We start from the raw sequence: 21,655 nt of genomic DNA, 5'->3' as shown, positions 1-21,655 counted from the left end.
CTTAATATCCCTTCACTTTCATCCGATACTCTACAGCGAAGGAAGCTCCGTCATACCCTTGATCTTCCTCTGATAAATGCTTCAAGGCTACTTCCTCACCTCCCAGCAAAAGCGATTTTTTTGCAGCCATCGCAGCGATCTCCACCTCGAGCAGTTGACTTATAGGAACGAAAGGTTCTGTATCCCCGGACAAATATGGCAAGCTTGCTTCCAAAAATGATCGATATAATCGGCTGTTATCTACCTGCAGATGCTTAACCGTCTTCTCGGTCACAATTGTCGCATAAAATGGCAAATATCCTTGTGTCGCGCCGACACTCAAGGTACCCTTGCGTCCATCTTGCCAAGTAAATTCAATTTGATGCTGAAGATGGAACCCTGTGGATCGAACACTTTTGATTCCTGGTCCCATAATCGCTTGTAGGAAGTAAAATGCATGGATGCCGTAATTAAAATCATCAACAGAACAGCCCGCCAGCACAGTCACGATGTTGTCATTCGAGTCATGCTGCAGATGCCATTCCTTCACCTCTTCGCAGACGCTTAACGAAGAACCTCCTGTAATACGAGCACCACTGCGTTCCCACTCCAAGAGTTGCTGGATGTCGCGCATGTTCCCTGCCATAGGTTTATCAATCAATATAGCTTTACCCGCGTTGACAAAAGGACGTGCACGCTCCACATGCAAGTCCCAATTCACGCTATGGATGATTACCGCATCTACGAGTGGTACCATGTCTGCCAACATTTCACAAACTACTTTGATGTCGTGTTTCTCGGCAAATTGTGAGGCATACCCTTTCTCATGAACAGTTCCTCCATCGAATACAGTGACCACCTGATGGCCAAGTTCTTTTATGATAGGCACCCAATTATTGGGGTGCGATGTGTCCAGATCTACTATACCAATTCGTAGTGTCTGCATGCTTTTGCCTCCTAATTTACGGGTACAGATCCGTGCTTAGATATTTCAAACCTGAATCATTAATGGTCAATACGATCCGTGCACCTTTCTCTCGCGATTTCAACAGTTGCAGGGCTGCAGCAACGTTGGCTCCCGACGAGAATCCCGCAAAAATCCCCTCTTCGCGCGCCAGTCTTCGACAAGCCTCCATCGCTTCCTCATCGGTAACCGTCAAGAATTCAGTGATCAAGTTCCGATCAATTAATGGCAGTTCCATGCTATATCCGCCGCCTTGGAGCCTGTGGTTCGGGTTGTTCTGTGTTCCACCAGCCAAAAAGGGTGCCCCTTCCGGTTCTACCAAATAACTGCGAATCGCCGGATTATAGGCATGCAACCTTTTGGCGCAGCCAGCAAACGTTCCGCCGCTTCCTGCAAAGTCAAGAAACACATCGAATTTGCCATTCGTTTGCTCCCATATCTCTACTGCTGTATGTAATTCATGAGCGAGCAAACTCCCACGATGATGGAATTGATCCGCACGAAATGCGCCTCGTTCTTGAACGATATGTAGCGTCTCGGCATCTACAAGCGCAAGATCTTCGCCTGACACTTGTCCAGGGATTGAGCCAATCGCTTGTTCGACCAGCACAACCTCAGCGCCTAGTGCACACATCATCCGCGCTCTTTCCATCGAATTTCCTTTTGACATCACCGCAACAAATGGGTATCCTTTCACCGCACAGACGATCGCTAGTCCAGTGCCCGTATTGCCACTAGTTAGCTCCACGACAGTTTGACCTGGCGTAAGCGTACCATCCTTCTCTGCTTCTTCTATGATTTGGAGGGCAATTCGGTCTTTTTTACTAAAGCCAGGATTGAGATATTCGAGCTTGGCGTAAATTTCTCCATCCAAATCCTTGGTTAATCGGCTCAATCTAACCATTGGCGTCTGTCCTATCGCTTGATGAGCACCATCCAAAATTGTTCTACGAGAGTCGATCATTTGCTCCACACCTTCCACATTAAAGCTCTATTCGCCCAGGCATAAGCCGAGCTTCTACGGATCGACAGAAATAATCATCCATCAGCTCCAGCCCAAACTCTGCAATAATATCTTTTACACTCACGTCCTCAGATTCGCTAGTCAACAACACACAGCCCAGAAACCCTGGGTCATGAATTTTCACTTTCGCCCCATATTTCTGTTTGATCTTCAGAAAATGTGCCCCATTCTCATCAATATGAATGACAGCGTAGTCGAGATTCACTTTCGTTGTAAGAAAGGAGTAATAATTCGTACTCTGTGCTGCCACTTCTCCCAAAGGCGTTAAAACGGTACAAGGCAAGCCAGATATTGCACCTGCAAAATAAGATCTGCAGGAATAAGCCCAGTAGTTCTGCATAATCCCACCATGATACATGGATGGAAATACGATTAAATCCGGTTTTGATTTCGCATACAGCTGTCGAAGTTCATCAAAGTTCAGATCAAAGCATATCGCGGATGCCACTCTTCCAAAATCACATTCAAATATAGGCGCTTCCTTCCCATACAAAATATTGTTCTTGTTATATTCATCCGGAACCAAATAGTTTTTATGATAGGCTCCCATCACATTACCCTCGCGATCAATTAACTGCATGGCATTGCGCCAGCTGCCGTCTTCAGCTTCGATATGTGCTGCATACGTGATATAACAACGATGCTGTTTGGCTACACCCGCTAGAAAATCGCGGATCTGATTTTTTCGATACCTGTAATAAGCTAATTTTTGCTCTTGCGGGTACTTCCTTTGATCAGGCCTGTCACAGGCTTCATGCATGACTATAATATCGGGTCGATCCGGTAGCACTTGATCAAGTCGACTCTGCCAATGTTGGATCATCTTCTCCACTGCCTCTTGGGGAGCAACATCTGCCTCAATGACCAGAGGTCTAGGCCCTAAACAGCTTATCGTTACATATTTTGCCATGGATGTTTACCACCTTATATAAAAATTAACCAAATGAAAGTATATGCATGATTTAGGACTCGGATACCCACCAAGCCTGTGCGGTATGAGGTTCCATGATGATTTCTTCTGGTGCTAAAATAGAGACTGGCTGTCGGCTCCAAAATTCTTCATGAGATCCTTTCAATCCGGCAAACGGCTGAGGCAGTTTTCTTGGCCTATAGTCATCGCTAAGATTGAAGATTGCCAGCAGCTTGCGGCCATCCCCCTGTGCAACTACGATCGGCATTTCGTCTCCATCATAATCGAAAAGATTGATTGGCACTCCCCGTTTGACCGGCTCCTGAAGAACTGTGGTAAGATGAGCCAAACCTGTTTTATTTAAATGGTGCAGCGCATCACCGAGAACTATGTCCCCGCCGGTCAGATAGCAAGCAAGCAGGAGTGTCTGGGCTTCTGCCAGATTCATCTCTCGTCCGGCATACCAGTTGGCACCCGAATTCCAGGGCTTTTTTGACATGCGACGGCTTAAAAGGACATCGTCTGTCGTTTGATCGCACCTGACAATAGCAAAATCAGGGTCCGTGTTCCCTACCGCTCCCTGCATCCACCAACGTGCGAACATCGCCCTTATATTTTGCCGAATATGACTCCAGTAATGGTGAATGTCTCCTGTCGTTCTATGGGAGTCCGCTATCCCGATAACCGTCTCAAACGGGGCGCCGCATGCAAGCAAGTAGGCATCCTCCCCTATCACATCGCGTATAAGTGAGAATAGCTCGCGAAGCATGCCAGCTGGTGAGATGTCATCACGCGAGAAACGGGAGGCACCTAGCAGCATCTGTGTAAAATCACATTTGAAATAAGTAAAACCAGCTTCCCGCAATTGGGTGTAAACCGTGCGCAAGTGCTGCCGCACCTCAGGCAGTGTGATGTCGAGTTGAGCCATGGAGCCATACCCGATGCTTACGAGATAAGGGTTTCCGGTTGCATCACTGACAAACCAATTCGGATTGTCTCTATATAAGTGAGTAGCCGCATTTACCATGAGCGGAGCCGTCCAAATGCCGGGTTCAAATCCAGTCGCACGAATGGATTCACAGAGCCTTTTCAGACCATCAGGAAATTTCCAACCCGCATCCCAAATGCCCCAATGGCATTGATATCCTTCGTCAATGACAATATAGCGCAGGGAGTCTGCAAATTGCTCCTGTGCCATACACGTATTTTGGGCAACATCGCTATGTGTAATAGCGCCTGCGTAATAATCCCATGAATTCCAGCCAGTTACTCGCTGCTTGCTTAGCAAGGATTGTGGCAATCGGCTTTTTTGTTGCTCCGCATATTGTGCTAACAAGTCGCTCCCATCGTTGCCGTGAAGCATAATAAGGTTGGCCAGTGCTACCTCTGTATTTGAAATGATTCGGCGAGGCGAACTTAATTGAACGCTTAGACCAAAAGCACCGTCTCGATGCGGGCTTTCGTGCAGAATCGGAAAGCTAACAAAGCAATCTTCATAAGGAGGCAAAGCCCCTAGCAGCAAAGCATCACCTGGCAGTCTGCGAGATAGCACAGTAACCATGGCAGAGGCTTCTGTCGGGTCCGACCAATCGTTGGGACGATGAACAGGACGCACACCAGCAAGTTTTTCGAAACACTGGGAGTGATGAAGTTGAACATAGCTTCTCGCATCCAAGTACGGAGAATCCTTCTTCGGTTTCCATTCTAAACTGATATTGCGTAAGTGAATGTCATGAGTGCCATTATTTTGAAATGCAATACGTCTTACGATCTGATCAGGACTACAGGTCATTGAAATGGTTATACAATCCCATCGCCAAGTCCGACGGCCACTGGCCACATCTTCATCAAGAAGAGCGTCGCTACATGCAAACGTTCGATCTGAACATACGATTCGTAAAGACATCTGATTCCAATGAAACTGATTGATTAGCTGCAATCCCATGCCCTCCATTCATACACGTATCCAACATAAACTGGAATACAATCAAAAGAATAGTGCAAGATCTGCACTTTTCTCTATTATGGAACTGCACGTTTTATATTTTTACTGTTGATATGAGCAGGTTCACAAAAATATAGATTATTCAACTAGATGCAAGAGAAAAGTACGGATATTTGACTTTTTATTATTTACCTTATTGATAAGGTAGAAGTATGGATATTATCCATATCAAATTATCAAGGAGGACTGTGTAATGCGAAAAAAAACAAAGCTTGGTTATGGCTTGGCGTTAACAATGACGCTAGGTTTAGTCGGCGGGCTCCTGCCTGCACCAAGCGCATTTGCAGCTGCAACGACCTACTACGTGGCTCCAAACGGAAATGATGCCGCAGTTGCGAACTCTGAGGCGACACCATTTAAAACCATCAATAAATGTGCCCAAGTTATGCTCCCCGGTGACACATGCGTTATCGCATCAGGGACGTATCGTGAGACGGTAACTCCGGCTGCGTCTGGCAGCAACGGTCTGCCCATTACCTTTAAGCCTGCCCCAGGCGCAACTGTAATTGTAAGCGGTACCGAGCCGATCAGCGGGTGGACGCAACACGCAGGACAGATATATAAAGCCGATCTGCCTTGGAGCCTTGGAAAAGAGAACCAGCTTTTCGTTAATGATGGCTCAGCTGTAGCTCCGCTTTGGGAAGCGCGTTGGCCCAATATTACCGAATACACGCTTCCTGGCTTAAAAGCAGGTACGGCAACTGCAGATGCAGGATCAGCCACAACGATTGTGGATTCCAGCATTACGCAGCCTACTGATTTTTGGAAGGGCGCTCTAGTCTGGGAAAGAGGTGGAAATGCTTACCAAGGCATGACCAGCAAGGTGACAAGCTATAATAGTGCAACCCACACCCTCACCTATGAACCGATTGCAGGCGATTATGCGGAATTGTACCCTCGATTGGGAAGTACGTACTTCCTTAGCGGTGTATTAGGCGCTTTGGACGCTCCGAATGAGTGGTTTGTGGATGAGGCCGCACAGAAGGTTTATCTATGGGCACCGGATGGCGGTGTTCCTGCAAACGTTGAAGTTAAAAAGCGCAAAACCGCATTTAATTTAAACGGAAAATCCTTTATTCAAATGAAGGGAATTCGCACTTTTGCAGCTAACATCACGATGAACGGTTCGAACAATAACGTTTTGGATGGCATTCAAGCGGATTATGTGTATTTTTCGAACTATTCGCAAAACACAACAAATGCCGATCAGCTAAATGGCGGAATTAGCATCGTCGGAAACAATAACGAAATTAAGAACAGTAAGATTGGCTACTCCTCAGGAACACTTATCAATATTGATGGGAGCAGCAACCGCATTGTGAATAACGTTATTCATAATGGCAGCTATATGGCCTCCTACGATCCGTTGGTTAAGCTTACTAGCGGTACCGCCAACTTGATCAGCTACAACGAAATCAGAGACTCTGGAAGATTCAATCTTTATTGGAGATCTGGCAGCGGGGAGATTTCGTACAACGATATTTCTAATGGGATGTGGCTTTCCCGTGACGGAGCCCTGATATACAGCTGGGGGCTTGATATGGGCAACTCCGATATCCACCACAATTTGATCCACGACAGTAAAGGAACCGATATGAGCGTCGGTCTCTATTTTGACAACTATGCAAACAATGTGGTGGCGCATCATAACGTCATCTACAACAACGATGTAGGCATCCAGATGAATACGCCAGGCAACTACCGACTCATTTATAACAACACGGTTGTGAATTCTAGAACCAACAGCATAGCTTACTGGGGATCTCCACCGTATAACCAGGAGTTATTTGGATCTAGGGTGTATAACAACATTTTTACAAACGGTGTCTCCTTAACGGCGGATACTGTAAACGGTTATAACACGACTTCGAGCGTCGGCTTGAATTTTGTGAATCCAGCTGCGAATGATTACCGGATAAATGCCGGATCAACGGCCATTAACACAGGGGCAGAGATTAAAGGCGTCACGGACGGTTTCGTTGGTATTGCCCCGGATGCAGGGGCTTATGAGTACAGCGGAACCAATTGGACGGCAGGTCCGAATTTCACCAATCCTCCAAGCGTAACCTATACCCAAATCAATACACCCTATATGAACTTGATTACGAACAGCGGCTTTAACGGGACTACCGATGGCTGGTTGAAATGGACGACCAACGGCACTACGGATGTTCAATCCGTACCGGCCACTCCAGACTGGCAAGTACGTGGTAGACAATTCCGCTTGAAATTAGGGCCTGGCGGAGCCGGTGTGGAACAAAAAATCAATGGTCTTAAACCAGATACCGAATATAAATTCGTGACTTGGGTGTACAATGAGCCAGGTGAGTCTATCGTACTCGGTGTCTTTAACTTTGGTGGAACTGCAATCGATCAGACCGTAAAAGATACGCAATTTGTGCGCAAAGAAATTACATTCCGAACAGGTCCAACCAATACCGATGCACGCGTGCGCATCTATAAGCCTGGTTCAGCTGTAGGTCTCTCCTATGCAGATGATACAGGTTTAATTGAGAACACACCATTTAATGCAGGTGCAGCCCAAACCTTCTTGAAAGACGTCCAATTCACGACACCGGTAAATCTCTTTACAGTTGGAGAGCAGGGAATCTTAAATGTGACGGGTACACAACAAAATGGCTTGCCGGCAGATCTGTCTACTGCAGATATCCAGTTGGTTTCCAGTGACCCGCAAGTACTACGTATTAATAGTGTCAGCAATGGCGCCGCTTCTGTGACAGCCCTTGCACCGGGTCAAGTCACTGTATCGGCAACCGTCACCAAAGACGGCATTACGAAAGCAACAACTCAAATCTCGACGGTCTTCCCTACAGCGGGATCGAATACGGGGCCAGCAGGCTGGGATTTGAAGACGTACGGCACTCATAGCAAGGGCTTTGTTACGACAGACTCCAATAACAACTCTTCGCTAGTAGGTGTTGGAGACAATGTATGGGGCCAGGCGGATGATTTCGTTTACCTCAGCAAAAACGTTCATCTCACCGATCCTAGTGCAAAAGTTACGTTTACCGCAACGATTGACTCCTTCGACTACGCGGATCCGGCATCAGTCGGCTTAATGTTCCGCGCCAAGGATACGGTGGATTCCAAGCATGTTCAGTTCCGTACGGACGGTACGGGTAAGGTGCTTCGTTATGTATTCCGTAATAATGAGAGTATTCTGGATTCACAAAATCCACCTGCCCAGCAGAAATACTGGGGTTCACAAACAGGCCTGCTGCTAGATTATGCGGGCAAGAGCATCAACACGCCGTTCCAGATGAAATTAATCAAGGAAGGTAACTTGGTCACCGGTTATTACTTGAAAGAATCGCAATGGTTATCCATTGGTTCCACTACGGTAGAGTTCGAAGGAACCGACTTCCTTGCGGGAATTGGTATGTTTTCAGGAAGCGGCAAGCCTCCGGTGAAAGCTGTGATCTCGCAGTTGGACATCGAAGTTGAAGATGTACTTGATTCCGTTTCACTGTCAGCAGATAAAATGTTTGTAGGCGCTGGAAGCCCAGCTGCCATAGCGGTTACAGGCTATGTAACAGATGGTTCGCTTGCCGACTTGAGCCAAGCAACGATCTCGTACAAAAGCGACAATAACGCAATTGCAACAGTGAATAACAATGGACTGGTAACTGCAACAGGCGAAGGCATTACTTCCATTCATGCTTCCGTTACTTTAGGGCCTGTTACGAAGCAAGCGAGCATTGGCTTCCTGACAGATCTGAGTGCTCCAGTCACAGTAGCTGAGGCTGTCTATGGGACACAGATTACGGTAATAGCCCTCTCAGCAACGGATCATTTATCAGGTGTCGCTAGAACTGAATATCAAATCGGTGGCAACGGAGCTTGGACACCGTATGCAGGACTTATTATCGTCCCACAAATGGGTACAACTACGGTTCAGTATCGTTCTGTCGATAAAGCAGGCAATGCGGAACCAATCAAAACTATCTTGATTGGCAGCCATGATGTAACTGCTCCTACTTTGTCCGTCACGCTGGACAAAACCGTGATATGGCCGCCAAACAAAAAGATGATCGCCATTAATGCCACAGTAAACGCAACCGATGCAGATTCAGGCGTGGCTTCGGTCATATTGACCTCCATCGTTTGTAGCGACCCGACTAGCAGCCCAAGCGACATTCAAGCGGCCATCGGTACATCTGCTACAACGTTCAGTGTGAGAGCCGAGAAAGATCGTACGTACACGATCACCTACACGGCTACCGATAACGCAGGTAATAAAAAGGTTGCTACCAGTGTTGTCACCGTTCCTCGTAATATGGCTGGGAACTAAGCGGCAGGAGAAAGTAAAGGAGCTAAGCGATGATACGCTAAGCTCCTTTACTTTTGGTGTTTTGACTCCCCTAGTTATCGATCGGTCATATGCGATACCAAATAAGGTTCTGCCATGAAGCTATTTGTCCCAAATTTATGTTTCTCGTAAAAATAGCGTTACAAAAAAACGCTATTTCATTCGAAATGAGTGAAATTCAGCCATTTAGATGAAATAGCGCCAGCCATAACGTTAATCATCCCAAATTTCTACCTGACGAGCAAATAAGGTGTTTTCGTAACGCTAAATATCTGAACGTCAGTATAGTGTGCTTACATTTTGAACTGTTGGACTTACTCTATCGCATCAAGCTGCTCCAATCAATTCCCAACGATTGCCCGCTTTCCATGGAAGCATCCGCTCGAAATCCGACTAGGTGTCCGACGATGCTATGCTCCAAAGACGTGGAAAATTGGGCGGAAGTGTCTCCTCGCACGACCCGCACGAAATCCTCTACAAGCCGGTGATCACCGCCGCCATGCATATCCCGGCTGACCGGAATGTCGACCCGGTGCTCGCTATATACGCCGCCTTCTCGCAGATGCGGTTGACGCACCACGAAAGAACCTTCCTCGAGCTCACCGTAAATCTCGCCCTTCGTTCCCGTAATATGCACGGTGCGACAGGCTTTCGCTGCTCCCCCCACCAGATTGTGAACAGCGGTGCTTCCGTTCTCAAATTCCATAATAACCGCCTGGTGATCGACAATGTCGTTATCACACCGCCATACGCAGCGGCCGAAAGGGTTGTCTGTGCGCAGGCTCTCTAGCTTCTCATCGTCGCTGAGCCGCACGCCGTCCAGGTAACGTGGCCACACGTAAACCGGCCACAGCGGCTGTTCCACGTACAGCTTCTTCGCCGAGTACACGCAGTTCTCTTCAATTGCGCAGTCGGTTAAGCAAAGGGAGCCAGACCCTTCTGGAGCCCGCGACTCGCGAAAATACGAGCGGCCGCCATAGCTGCTCACCTTGACCGGCTTCACCTGTGATTGGAACCAGGTGATGAGGTCTAGGTCGTGACAGCATTTTTGCATGAGGAAGGACGAGCCTCCTCGCTCCTTGTTCGCGAATTTGCCACGAACGAACGCCGTGGCCATGTGGTGAAAGTCCACATTTTCCTCTGTCTGAATGTGAAGGATGTCCCCGATTGTCCCTGCCTCCAGCTCCCTCTTCAGCTCCACGTAGAACGGGGCATACCGCAGCACATGGCAGATCATGACTTTGCGGCCGTACGTTTGCGCCGTGCGATGCAGCTCCAGCACCTCGTCCTCTGCGATCCCGATCGGCTTCTCTAGCAGCAGGTCGTAGCCTTTCTGCAGCAGTGGGAGGCTCGTCGATACGTGCTGCGCATCCAAGGTCCCATTAATCACTGCATCCGCTAGCTTCGGCCGTGCAACTAGCGATTCCACATCGGCAAATACCATGTCCTCCGCTAATCCATAGCGCTCAGCCGTATGCGCGCGCCGAAGCGGATTAGGGTCTACCACCCCAACTATCCGCATCTGCTCTGGATGCTTAAGGGCATAGCTCGCGTAATTCATACTGCGACTGCCTGCACCAACGATGATGACTTCTACTGGTTTATTTTCAGCTATCATAACTCTCTCCCTCTCTGCTTGACTCCGTAGCAATGCTTATCTCCCGATTGACTCTTTCACGAAGCCCTAGCAGCCATTCGGCATCTGACGGATACCGACTAAAGCTTATTGGCTCTGTCAGTCCCTCTTCAATCAACGCCAGCACGCGGTCACGCCCGACCAAGCTTTCCAGCAGCTGCAGCGCTCTAAGGTCCTGCAAGCCCTCATAGAACACTTCCATGCGGATCGATTCTATCGGTCCTTCCTCCCCAGGATAGACCAGAAAGGCATCGCCAGATGGGAAGCTGCGGCCAGCATCTGTCACGCGATACGGATCGATCGCTTGCAGCGAATATTGCGTATTCCAGAAGTTATAGCCCCAATGCAAGAAGCCGGCAATCTGGAACTTATACAGCTGAACACCGATCACTCGATTGCGAGCAGACGGCATGTTGAAGAATCGATTAGAAACTTGCCGGTACTGTACGCAACAGTAATACGTCCATAGATCTGGCACCCTACGATCGAGGAAGGGTTCGATGTGGTCGTTCGCTGGAATCGGCCCCTTCACAAGTCCCTGTTCATAGTATTCAACATTCGTCAGCGCATCGATAATCGGAAAATCACCTAAGTGTGCCTGCATCAACTCGCTTGCGCTGCGATACCAGGGCATATGTTCAAGCAAGGGCTCATCTGATATATGAAAATAACACCGATTCTCAAGACCTTGCTCACGAAGGAACACCATCAAAGCAGACAGGTACTGACCGAGGAACGACTTATACGCCTCTCCAGTCGCATCAGTCTCCCAACCGAAAATACGACGTTGCTCTCCCTGCTCCATCGCCACCACCTTCGGTGCGTGCTTCGCTCCCCATTGGGTGAACAGATGTGAAAATTCAAAATAGCGAATCCCAACCCGATCGCATAGCTCAATCCAACGCAGCAGCCGATCGAATCCAAATTCGTATGTGCTGTCTGCTTCCTTGCGAACATCCACAAGCTGGACCGTCGGGCGCTCGCCGCCAACTTGAGTATCCAGCGGTGGTGTGAAGTGCGGCGTGAGCACCATATTCATGCCATGACGCACGGCGGTTTGCAGATACTGCTCAATCAGCTCCCAGTGTGCCTCACTAAACACCTCAACCCGGTAGTAATTCGCCAAGCAGTCGGCATGAAACCACTCTGTGTGAATTAACGTCTGTGACGGCAGCACGGCAGGAAGGACCGCTAGATGAAAGCTCTCCTCGCCGAGCATCTCCCCCGCCATCGTTGCAAATTGCACCGTGATGGCATACTCTCCTGCTGAAGTCTCTTCATCCAACTCGACAGTGACCCAGATGGATCTCCATTGATAATGAATCCCCACAACACCTCGTTCTCCATGGATAGGGTACAACGGATCGGGATAAAGGCCTGGTGTGACCCGCAGCACATTCTCGTCATGGCGGCGCTGGCAAGGGAGTTCTGAAGGCGCCAAGCCAACCTCTCGCAAAGTAATTACCCCATCATGTAAGGTAGAACTGACGCTCACCAGAATCGGTTTGGTCAATGCAGGCGCCCGATAAGCAATCTGAAAAGTAAACGTCTCCCCGCGTAAAGCGGAGCCTTGCGAATATGACTCATCCCGAATTTCTTCGTCCGGAAACACTTTTACTAAGGAATGGAGACTGCGTGTCTCGAATTCAAATACATTCTGCATGTGAAATCCCCTTTGTCTCTTGACCTAGCATCAGCGTAACCCCCTGAAAAAGCAAAAGAAAGTGCAAGATTCGCACTTTCTTTCACCAAAACAATGAACAATTTGAACTTTTATGCACGATGAAGATTGTGAACCTATTTGTCTACAATGACAGCGATTTCTTGATGCGGTAATCCTTCGGTGTCGTACCGAAACGCTTCTTGAACAACTTGAAGAAATAGCTTGGCGAGCTAAATCCAACCTTCTCAGAGATCTCGTTCACCGGCAGATTATTGTTCTCAAGCAGCATGACCGATTTCAACAGTCGAATTTCATTGATGTAATCCGCCACTGAGATCGTTTCCTGTTTTTTGAAAATCCGGCCGACATACGCTGATGACATCCGAAGCATATCGGCAATTTCTTGCAGGCTCAAATTCGGATTGGAGTAATTCGCCTGAATGACATCTTTAATCGTATCGATGATAAAATGGTCCTTCGACTCCGTCCCGCGTTTCTGATCCTCAAAAATCGCACTGAGGATGGCACCGAACTCCGCAAAAATTTCGTCCAGCGTTTCCTTCTCGAATACGAGGCGATCGATGGAGCGAAGATCGATAAGCAGAGGTGACAGCTTGTTCTGGTTAATTTCACGGACCGTTTGTTTGATCAAGATGCCGATCTGAATAACCGACTGCACAACAGCGTCGGAGCTCATCCCAGCGATCAATTTGTGCAGGTGCTCCAGTTCCTGGACGACACTATCTGGATGGCTCGCCTTGATCGCCTCCGCGAATTTCCGCTCGAGTTCAAGTGGGATGTGAGCCTCAACATTGGCGAGATTGCTCTTCACCATCTCCGGCGTGATCACGGAGCCGTGCCCAAAATTCATTTTGTAGAGATGGTAATCCAATGCTTTCTCATAACGTGACGTCAACTCGCGATAATGAGACGCGACATCCCCGAGCGCTGTCGTGAAGGTAACGTGGTAGTAATCGCCGATAATCTGCTGAGCTTGCTGCAGTAGCTTGGTTATAGCTATGTAGCTTTCTACCGGGCGCGCGCCAGCTTCGAAAACCAATACCAGGTGCTCTCCCCGAATGTCGACAATGTCTCCGCGCAACTCCTCCGGAATTACCTCCCGAATAATATTAGACACAGCAAAATTCAGCAAATTCACATCCACACCGAGCATTTTTTCTTTCAAGTCTTCGTAACGATCGAGTTTAAGTACACCTACGATGCAAGCTTTTTCCAAATCAACGTTCACATATCCGCCTCGCACACACTCGGCCCATTCCTCCGATGAGAAAGCACCGCTGTCTGTCACAAGCTTGCGCAGATAATAAGAGCGCATAATCGCTTCATTGCTATCGTGCTTCGTCTGCTCGGTCATTAGCTTCTCGATCAGATGATTGTAGATATGCGAAATGTAGCTGATCTCATCCTGCTCGTTCGTCTGATCCGGTTCACCGCCAGGGAGTCGCTTCGTCTGTTTGAGCAGCCCATTAATCGGCGAGTAGAGTCGGTTTGAGATGACCCAGGAGGCAACGACCGCAAGAACGAGACAAATAGCGGCGACTGTGATGAAGACGACCTTCAGTTGATCGACCGCTGCGAGCACGCCTACATAGGGTTCGACATCGAGAATCACCCAGTTGACCGAACGGTTAACAATGTAGTTCACAATCTGTTTCTCGTCGTTAGCCGTATATGTAAATTGAGAAACCTGACGTTTGGAGGCGTCAATCTGACGATATACCTCGTTCTTCAGATCACCCAGATCTTGGTCAGCTTGAACGTCAGGACTGTACATTTCTTTATTCTGGTCCAAGACGAAAATCCGGTTGGCCTTGTTCGTGGACTGCCTGTTCATCAGCTCCAGCTTCTCAAACAGCCATTCTGGTTTGACATTGATAATCAGTGCGCTCTCCTTCTTCGTATATGCGTCTAGAGAGTCAAAAATAAACAGGGAGAATACTTGCTGAGAGCGCTCCGGATGCTTGAGATCAGGGACGTAGCGGAGCGGCATCATTTGCATTTTGAAAATCGGCTTACCGCCGCTTAGAAATTCACCGATTCCATTCATGAGATTGCTGGTTGAGCTCGTGATCGCGTCGTCACCACTGGTAAAGAACATGCTTCGCTTGCTATTGTAGATGACAATGGAGTGAATAAAGGAATTATACGCAATCGTCTTGGTCAATTTATTTATGCGGTTGGTATCTTCAAAAGTGTCCTGTTCGCCGCTAAATAGCAGATGGGCCATATCCGTATCATAAAACATGGAGATCGCGAAATTTTTCACGGTGTCATTCATGTAAGAGATGTTGTAGTTAATCTGAGAAAGTACCTTCTCGTTAGCTTCTTGCTGCGAATCCAAGCTGATCTTCTTCGAATACAGAAAAGCGGACAGCAAAGAAGCCAACATAACGGATATAATGAGCAGATTGATTGACAGAATGATACGCATGAAATATTTCCGTTCCCGATACTTCCGCAAGTAGTTATTCATCGGTGCATCCCCTCATCCACGAGTTCCTTTTCAGTGCCAATCTCCCCGGCATTCAATCCACGGTCAGCCTGATCTTTACATAATTCAACATGGAAGGCTTACTTCCTTTTCATAGATAGATACACCCTTCGGATAACCGAAGGGTGTACGCTGAGTAACAGGACCTGCGGTTAGTAATTACGCGTGAGCTGCAGATCCGTTATGACCGCCTTCGCATCAGGCCGCCCGGCGCTGGAGTATAACGCAATTCCCGCAAGAATGTTGGCACCGTCCGGGAAGTTGACCGTCGTTTGGCCGAACATAATGTAATTGTTGCCGTCCAGATAATACCCTTTCACGACGTTCCCTTCCTTAGTCAACATGATCGGCATTAGGCGAGGCACCACACCTGTTGCAGCAGGTATGAGTTTCACGCCAGTTTTGTAATGGTTGATTAGATCAGTTGATCCCGAAGCTGCATTCCGGAACACAAGTCGGAGGATATCGCCTGCTCCATCCATTCGGAACTCTGCATGCTCGGAACCAGCAGTGTCTTGCTCACGGAACATCAGACCGATTGAACCTGGGTCATACGAGCTGAACTCAACATTCGCCTTCAGCGTAATTTTGTTACCAGCCGTATTGGAATTAAGTATGGATTTATTCAGGAAAACAAAGTCGTCGGAAGTACCCCAAATGTTATCCCCTTTGCCGACAAGTGTATACGTATTCGTGGTGCTGTTGAACGTCGTAAACCCGCTTCCATTTGTTCCATATGCTTTGGCAGTGAAGTCCGTTACAGCGGGTGTTCCAACCGGATACACGGTTACGATTTGACTCGTCGCTCTGGCGATGTTCCCTTTACGTGCGACCGCGGTTATGGTCGTTTGACCTGCCCCCGCTGCCGTGTAATTGACCGTACCACCTGAGGAACTGGTGATACTCACGACGCTAGGATCGCTCGAAGCAAATGTAATTGTCGCTCCTGTCCAGCTAGCTGCACTACCATTCTGAAGCGTGCCATTCAAGGTCAAGCTTCCTGTTGCTCCCGCTGTCGTGCTCGTTGCTGGCGCACTGGCGAAAGCCACATCTTTTAGGTTGGTGCCATCGCTAAGTCCTGAATTGAACGGCGCAGATTCGATCAAGCCAACGTCGTCCGCGAAGGAGAAATGATAAGCGTAAGACTTATTTTTGTAAATTTGCACACGCGGTTTGATTGCGTTTCCGCTTACATCCGTAAGGGATCCTGTAGTAAAACTCAAATCCTTACGCACATATTGCCCACTGGTCGTAGATAACGAAACTTTGGGCATCGTCGGTGCGGACGCATCGTAATTCTCCGCTCCGAGTAATATTGTTTCAGTTGAAACAGGTGTCGTTATGTTAGGATCCAATGGGATATTGTAAACCCAAGCGGAGAACGTATAGGCCGTATTCGGCTTAAGTCCTGAGATCGACTGCTCTATGCCATCGCCGACCGTTGATCCTCCCGCAGGGCTGGCCCCATCGCCAAGACGTAACTTATTATTCTTACCACGGTTAATCCAATTCGGCCTAGCCGGCATTGGAGACGCAGGAACGGCATACTGCGTGTCAGAACCAACCGTAGTTTCAGTACCCGCTGACGACCAAGTTAACCAATCGGTTAACCCCTTCTCGAATGCGCTATTCTTAATACGGTTCATGTAAGGTGTGTCAATCAACTGCCAAGCTGGTGAAGAAGGATAATTGGAGTGATTGTAAGATGGAATCCAGTTGGAGCTGTTTGACCCTCCCCCGAACTCGTAGGCACCAGCGTCAGGTGCGGTACCGCCCCAAGTATATGTGCTGGTAATGCCTGCAATCGCCGCCCCGCTGTCAATCGCTGTGGAGCCTGTTTGCAGACGGAAATCATTGCCGTTGGCACCTGCCGGGTTTACGAAGTTCAGACCAACGGGCGAGATGGTGTTGTAGCCCTGGGCGACGGGTGTAGGAAACAGCTTACGATCCGAATCAATCGCAAAAGCCTTATCCGTCATAATGTTATTGTAAAAGCGTGTGCCGTAGAACTCATCGGGGTATCCAGCCGCACCGTGAAACCCAATGCTCTTATCATTATTGACAATCGTGTTATTGTAGGCGAGCTTGAAATTACCTGGCGCCCCCATCTGAATCCCCGTATCGTTGTTATAGATGACATTGTGATGAATGATCGCGTTCTCCGTGTAATTGTCAAAATAGATGCCAACACTTGTGTCGTCCCCTTTGCTGTCGTGAATCCAGTTATGGTGGATTTCAGTGTTAGCAAGCTCGGATCCCCACGCGTAGATCAGGCCGCCGTCTCGGGAGAGCCTCATGCCCCGATTCATATCGTTGTAGCTGATCACTCCGCTACCTCCATAAATAGATAGCAGTCCTCTCCCGGAATCGCGGATCTCATTATGGTCGATCACGTTCTCGGTTCCGCTAGATAAACGGATGAGCGAATCGTGCGTGGCCATGAAACTACCGTCATGGATACTGTTGTTCACGACCCGATTGCCTTTGCCCGCGATATGCACCAACGTTCCAGTGGAATAGGCGATCGTACTGTTTTTCAATTCATTGTAATCCCCTACCATGTTGATGCCCCGCTCGCGCTGACTCTCGATTGAAGTTCCATGGCTGTAATCGGAGACATACAAATACTCTGCTTTTACCTTGTCGAGCACATTGTAGGTGGACGGTGTACTACCGACCGTACCCATCAAGATGTTCGCCGCCATAGTTCGAATGCCGGAGATCGTGATATAGGATTTACCTTTCAGGTTGAAAGCGGTTTGACGTGTCTTGGCTTCAACATTAGCAGGAACGCCGCCAGATGGAGCCCATAGATACAGATTCGTCGCATCTGTATACCACTCACTTGCTACGTCAAGCGCTCCTAATACGCCAGAAAGGAAATACGTACTTCCTTGCCGAGGTGAGTAATACGATTGGTCGTTTGTGACTGGATTCATTGTAAGCGTTTTCGTTGCATTATTGAAAGCGGTAATTGTCGAAGTTTGCCCGGTGTAGGCGTCTCCTCCACGCTCCCAGATCGAAGCTCCAACCCAATTGATGTTGGGCAAAGTGCTATCTGTGACTGTATAATAGGTCGTCATATTCGTAGCTGATTCCATGTAAGCCATCTTGTCTTTTAACGTGTTTAAGTTGTACGCTGTAATGTTTGGCCAACGTGCTTCCCAGAGCAAGGTCGGATCCCCGCTCAAATAACCGTTTGCGTCCTTATTAACAATAAAGAACTGCTCCTCGGTCTTATCTAAAAGCGAGCTCCTAGTGAAAGGCACTTTGTACACCGACGGTGTACCGGCAATTCCTGCGGATGTCCACGTTCCAGTGATTACATCTGTACCGCTAACCACAACATTGGCGCCAGAAACTGCCTGAATTGTAATCGGCGAACCAGAGGTACCACTATTTGTTGGTGTGATGGTCTCACGGTAAATACCTGAGGCAATGAGGCAAGTGTCTCCTGGGCCTGCGATGCTGGCGCATTTCTGAATAGTACGGTACGGTTTCGTCGAACTTCCGTCATTAGGCGCACTATCACTGGCCCCTGCGGCTTGCGACACGTAGTAAGTAACTCCCGCTGCCGAAACCGGACCTGCTGGCAATCCTCCCATCACCATGGCAAAACTCATTGTAGCGATTAGACTTAAGCGGCATAAAGACTTTACTTTCATTAGTTAGCCTCCTTTTATCATCCATAATCGATACGAACTGTGTAGTCTTTGTTGTGTACTCTCCCTTCTGTTTAATAAATTAAAAACCCTGCAACGTATTCTGCAGAATTTGACGGAATTCTGGTATCTACTTCGCAAAAATCCTAAAGAGAAGGATTATTTCCAGAAATAGATACCATTATTCCATTTATGTAGTTGTCAGCACGTAATTTATGCCAACAAATGCATCTGTTCTGCTCGAACTTCGCCACTTAGAGGGCGACCGTCGAGAAAAGCTTGTAGGTCGTTCACTACCGATTTCGCGATGCGGCCCATCCCGTTATTAACGGCGCCAGCAATATGCGGGGTTAGAATCACGTTCGGCAGATTACGAAACGGATGGTCCACTTGCGGTGGTTCTGGATCCGTGACATCGAGACAAGCGAACAATCTTCCCTTGCTTAATTCTGCTGCAAGAGCTTCCTCATCAATTACTGAACCGCGGGCTGTATTGATCAGCACGCAGTCGTCTTTCATCAGTGCTAGTCGTTCAGCGTTAAACATGTGATTCGTCTCAGGCAGCGATGGCAAATGAATCGAAATGACGTCGCTCTGACGCAGCAAGTCCTCAAGTTCAAGCTTCTGCGCGCCAATCTCCCTAGCGCGCTCCTCGCTGACAAACGGATCGTACAGTGCGATCCTGACATCAAACTGGCGAAGCAGTTTAATATAATGAGAGCCCGCACGTCCTGCTCCCACAACTCCGACGGTAAGTCCGTACACTTCACGCACGCGTGAACCGTCGCCCCAACCGCCAGCCGCTGTCTCCCGACTGAGTCGCCACATGTCTTTCAGCGACACAATCGTAAAGCCGAGTGCTGTCTCCGCTACCCCTTGGCCAAGCGCTTCCGTCGCGTTGGATACACGGACCCCGCGCTGCCAAAGCGCGTCCGTTACGATCGGCTTCACAGTACCAGCCGCATGCAGAACGAGCTTCAAATTCGGTGCGCTTTCAAGCACACGCTCGGTTAATGCACAGCAGCCCCAAGACGTAATCGCCACATCAGCACCAGCAATAAGTGCACGTGCGTGCTCCTCTGTTGGGTTTACATTTTCTTCATTAAGTACAACTTCACCAATTTCTCGAAGCTGAGCTAATTGTTCGGAGCTAAATACACGTTCACGCAATTCTTTTCTTTGCAGTAGGGCAATCTTCACTTCAAATCCTCCTCATTCTCTCTGTTCTCGGAAACCGAAAACTTTAACTTTCATATGTGTAAAAACCTAGGCTATTCCAGAAAAACATTGCTGTTTTAGGGAGATAGCCCAGGTAATTCATACATTTGTTAGCCTAGCTTATTTCTTCTTGCCGTTCGCCACTAACCATGCATCAAGTTGTTTTTGACGCTCAGCTACGATTTTATCGGCGCCAGCTTTCTGCAGCTTCTCTTCATAGATCGGCAAGTACTTATCCGTATCGAGAGTACCCGTCGCTAGACCCTGTAAATACTCATCTTGTACTGCTTTGACGTTCGCTGTTTCTGTCTTGACTGGTTCCGAATTGAAGACAAATCCATTAAGCTGGGAAACTTCAGCTTCCGCATTAACCTTCGCTGTTTGCTCTAGCTTGTCAGCTGGTGAGCCTTCTGGCAAATACTCGTTGATGATGCTGCCGAAGATCCAGTCCGTGTTCGTGAAGTAGCCTGCTTCTTGGTTGATTTTGATGAAATTGCCTGTCGTTTTCGTGTAATGCTTGCCTTCAATACCGTATACAAGCGTGTTATACAATTGCTTATCGGTATTAACCAGTTCCAAGAACATCATAGCTCTCTCTGGATTTTTGGAAGTACGGGAGATCGCGTTCATTGTGCTAGCTGCACCGGTAAAGGTTGCTTTAGCCAGTGGTACGAGCACGACGTCATTTCCACCTGCTGTTGCTTTGAACTCAACCTCAGAGCCTGGCTTGCCAGTAAAATCGAACCAGACTGCTGTTGTGCCTTTGTTGTAAGCGTCTGCTGCACTTTTTAGTGTTGCAGCATCTTTATTAATGTAACCTTTCGTGAACCAGGAGTTCGCCAGTTTGAATTGGGCTTTCATTTCAGTTGTCACTTCTGGTAGAGTTTTGAACGTTGGATCGTTTTTGTAAACATTACCCTTCGTATCAATGTTGTAGAGCGCACCTTGATACCATCCTTTTTGGGTCCCGAAAGGTGTGATCCCAGGCTCGTTATCCTTGATCTGTTTCAGGAATGGCTCGAGGTCTTCCATTTTCTTAATCGTGTTAACATCCAATTTGTATTTATCTACAAAACGCTTCTGTATGACCACTCCTAAACGTTGTGCGGAGATTTGATAGTTGGGTACCGCATAGATTTTGCCGTCTAACTTCGCATCATTCCAGAATTTCTCTTCTAATGATTTGTAAAGCTTCTGGCCTTGATTCTTCAACAAATCATCGATTGGCTGGAATACACCTTTCTTCTGATTTTGTTCGAATTTAAACGACCAGTTCGACGTCCAGATAATATCCGTTACTTCGTTAGCAGCTACAATCGTGTTCATCTTCTGCTCATACGTACCGAAGTCAATCGGCATCAACTTGATTGTTGCATTAATTTTCTCTTGCGCAATCTTATTAACAGCATCATTCACCAGTTGTAAATCTGGATTAGCTTTGTTCTGTGGGTAGTACCAAGTCAGTTCGACTGGGTCAAGCTTTTTAGGGGCTGCCGTTGCAGATGCAGCTGGTGCTGTAGAGCTCGATGGGGAAGGCGTGCTAGTGTTGTCTGTACTACTGCCGCAGCCAGTTACGGCAAGGGCAAGCGCGGAACTAACTGCGAGTGTGGACATCCACTGAAACCGTGTATTTATAATCTTTTTCAATGAAAAAACCTCCCTTAATCTAATTATCAAGCTTATTTATGAAAGCGGATGTGAAAAAGCCGATTCCTACACCTTTGTTTCCCCTCCTTTCAAACTTTCCCCATC

General features: G+C 48.0%; 11 protein-coding genes. 1 reads left to right on the top strand and 10 read right to left on the bottom strand.

The window, feature by feature from the left end; genetic code table 11:
- Nucleotide 1: 1 nt before the first annotated feature.
- Genes AC58QT_RS15850 through AC58QT_RS15835 form a run of 4 tightly spaced genes read right to left on the bottom strand, consistent with a single transcriptional unit; the run spans nucleotide 2 to nucleotide 4,816 of the window.
- Nucleotides 2-925: a Gfo/Idh/MocA family protein gene (locus AC58QT_RS15850; protein WP_497409836.1), complete on the bottom strand. Its 924-nt coding sequence runs from the start codon at nucleotides 923-925 to the stop codon at nucleotides 2-4.
- Between the two features lie 16 nt (nucleotides 926-941).
- Nucleotides 942-1,907 (bottom strand): PLP-dependent cysteine synthase family protein, encoded by a 966-nt coding sequence (locus tag AC58QT_RS15845; protein ID WP_497409835.1) that lies wholly within the window; start codon nucleotides 1,905-1,907, stop codon nucleotides 942-944.
- 19 nt (nucleotides 1,908-1,926) lie between these two features.
- On the bottom strand, nucleotides 1,927-2,877 hold the full coding sequence (locus AC58QT_RS15840) for a carbon-nitrogen hydrolase family protein (protein WP_497409834.1): 951 nt from the start codon (nucleotides 2,875-2,877) through the stop codon (nucleotides 1,927-1,929).
- A gap of 52 nt (nucleotides 2,878-2,929) precedes the next feature.
- Nucleotides 2,930-4,816, bottom strand: coding sequence for an alpha-galactosidase (locus tag AC58QT_RS15835; RefSeq protein WP_497409833.1), 1,887 nt, complete (start codon nucleotides 4,814-4,816; stop codon nucleotides 2,930-2,932).
- A 259-nt stretch (nucleotides 4,817-5,075) separates the two neighbouring features.
- Here AC58QT_RS15835 and AC58QT_RS15830 point away from each other — a divergent pair, with 259 nt between their 5' ends.
- Nucleotides 5,076-9,194, top strand: a complete 4,119-nt coding sequence (locus AC58QT_RS15830) for an OmpL47-type beta-barrel domain-containing protein (RefSeq protein ID WP_497409832.1) — start codon at nucleotides 5,076-5,078, stop codon at nucleotides 9,192-9,194.
- Nucleotides 9,195-9,531: 337 nt separating this feature from the next.
- On the opposite strand, the gene AC58QT_RS15825 is transcribed toward AC58QT_RS15830, so the two are convergent.
- The 6 genes from AC58QT_RS15825 to AC58QT_RS15800 all read right to left on the bottom strand — a co-directional run bounded on the left by AC58QT_RS15825 (nucleotide 9,532) and on the right by AC58QT_RS15800 (nucleotide 21,550).
- Complete coding sequence (locus AC58QT_RS15825) at nucleotides 9,532-10,863, bottom strand: Gfo/Idh/MocA family protein (RefSeq protein ID WP_497409831.1); 1,332 nt, start codon at nucleotides 10,861-10,863, stop codon at nucleotides 9,532-9,534.
- Complete coding sequence (locus AC58QT_RS15820) at nucleotides 10,820-12,511, bottom strand: DUF4091 domain-containing protein (RefSeq protein WP_497409830.1); 1,692 nt, start codon at nucleotides 12,509-12,511, stop codon at nucleotides 10,820-10,822. The genes AC58QT_RS15825 and AC58QT_RS15820 overlap by 44 nt, the downstream gene beginning before the upstream one ends.
- Before the next feature lie 142 nt (nucleotides 12,512-12,653).
- Nucleotides 12,654-15,005 carry a helix-turn-helix domain-containing protein gene (locus AC58QT_RS15815; RefSeq protein ID WP_497409829.1) on the bottom strand — a complete coding sequence of 784 codons (2,352 nt, stop codon included), beginning with the start codon at nucleotides 15,003-15,005 and terminating at the stop codon, nucleotides 12,654-12,656.
- Nucleotides 15,006-15,175: 170 nt separating this feature from the next.
- Nucleotides 15,176-18,688 carry a right-handed parallel beta-helix repeat-containing protein gene (locus AC58QT_RS15810; RefSeq protein WP_497409828.1) on the bottom strand — a complete coding sequence of 1,171 codons (3,513 nt, stop codon included), beginning with the start codon at nucleotides 18,686-18,688 and terminating at the stop codon, nucleotides 15,176-15,178.
- Nucleotides 18,689-18,898: 210 nt separating this feature from the next.
- Nucleotides 18,899-19,885 (bottom strand): hydroxyacid dehydrogenase, encoded by a 987-nt coding sequence (locus AC58QT_RS15805; RefSeq protein ID WP_497409827.1) that lies wholly within the window; start codon nucleotides 19,883-19,885, stop codon nucleotides 18,899-18,901.
- A 138-nt stretch (nucleotides 19,886-20,023) separates the two neighbouring features.
- Nucleotides 20,024-21,550 (bottom strand): ABC transporter substrate-binding protein, encoded by a 1,527-nt coding sequence (locus AC58QT_RS15800; protein WP_497409826.1) that lies wholly within the window; start codon nucleotides 21,548-21,550, stop codon nucleotides 20,024-20,026.
- Nucleotides 21,551-21,655 lie beyond the last annotated feature (105 nt).

Source organism: Paenibacillus sp. J31R109, assembly GCF_059692055.1.
The sequence above is the reverse complement of the archived record's forward strand: the minus strand, read 5'-3'. Positions and strand labels throughout refer to the sequence as shown.

Excerpts from the sequence above, each read along its gene's own strand:
- AC58QT_RS15850 (WP_497409836.1), bottom strand. The coding sequence starts at position 925 with ATGCAGACACTACGAATTGGTATAGTAGATCTGGACACATCGCACCCC.
- AC58QT_RS15845 (WP_497409835.1), bottom strand. The coding sequence starts at position 1,907 with ATGATCGACTCTCGTAGAACAATTTTGGATGGTGCTCATCAAGCGATA.
- AC58QT_RS15840 (WP_497409834.1), bottom strand. The coding sequence starts at position 2,877 with ATGGCAAAATATGTAACGATAAGCTGTTTAGGGCCTAGACCTCTGGTC.
- AC58QT_RS15830 (WP_497409832.1), top strand. The coding sequence starts at position 5,076 with ATGCGAAAAAAAACAAAGCTTGGTTATGGCTTGGCGTTAACAATGACG.
- AC58QT_RS15820 (WP_497409830.1), bottom strand. The coding sequence starts at position 12,511 with ATGCAGAATGTATTTGAATTCGAGACACGCAGTCTCCATTCCTTAGTA.
- AC58QT_RS15815 (WP_497409829.1), bottom strand. The coding sequence starts at position 15,005 with ATGAATAACTACTTGCGGAAGTATCGGGAACGGAAATATTTCATGCGT.
- AC58QT_RS15810 (WP_497409828.1), bottom strand. The coding sequence starts at position 18,688 with ATGAAAGTAAAGTCTTTATGCCGCTTAAGTCTAATCGCTACAATGAGT.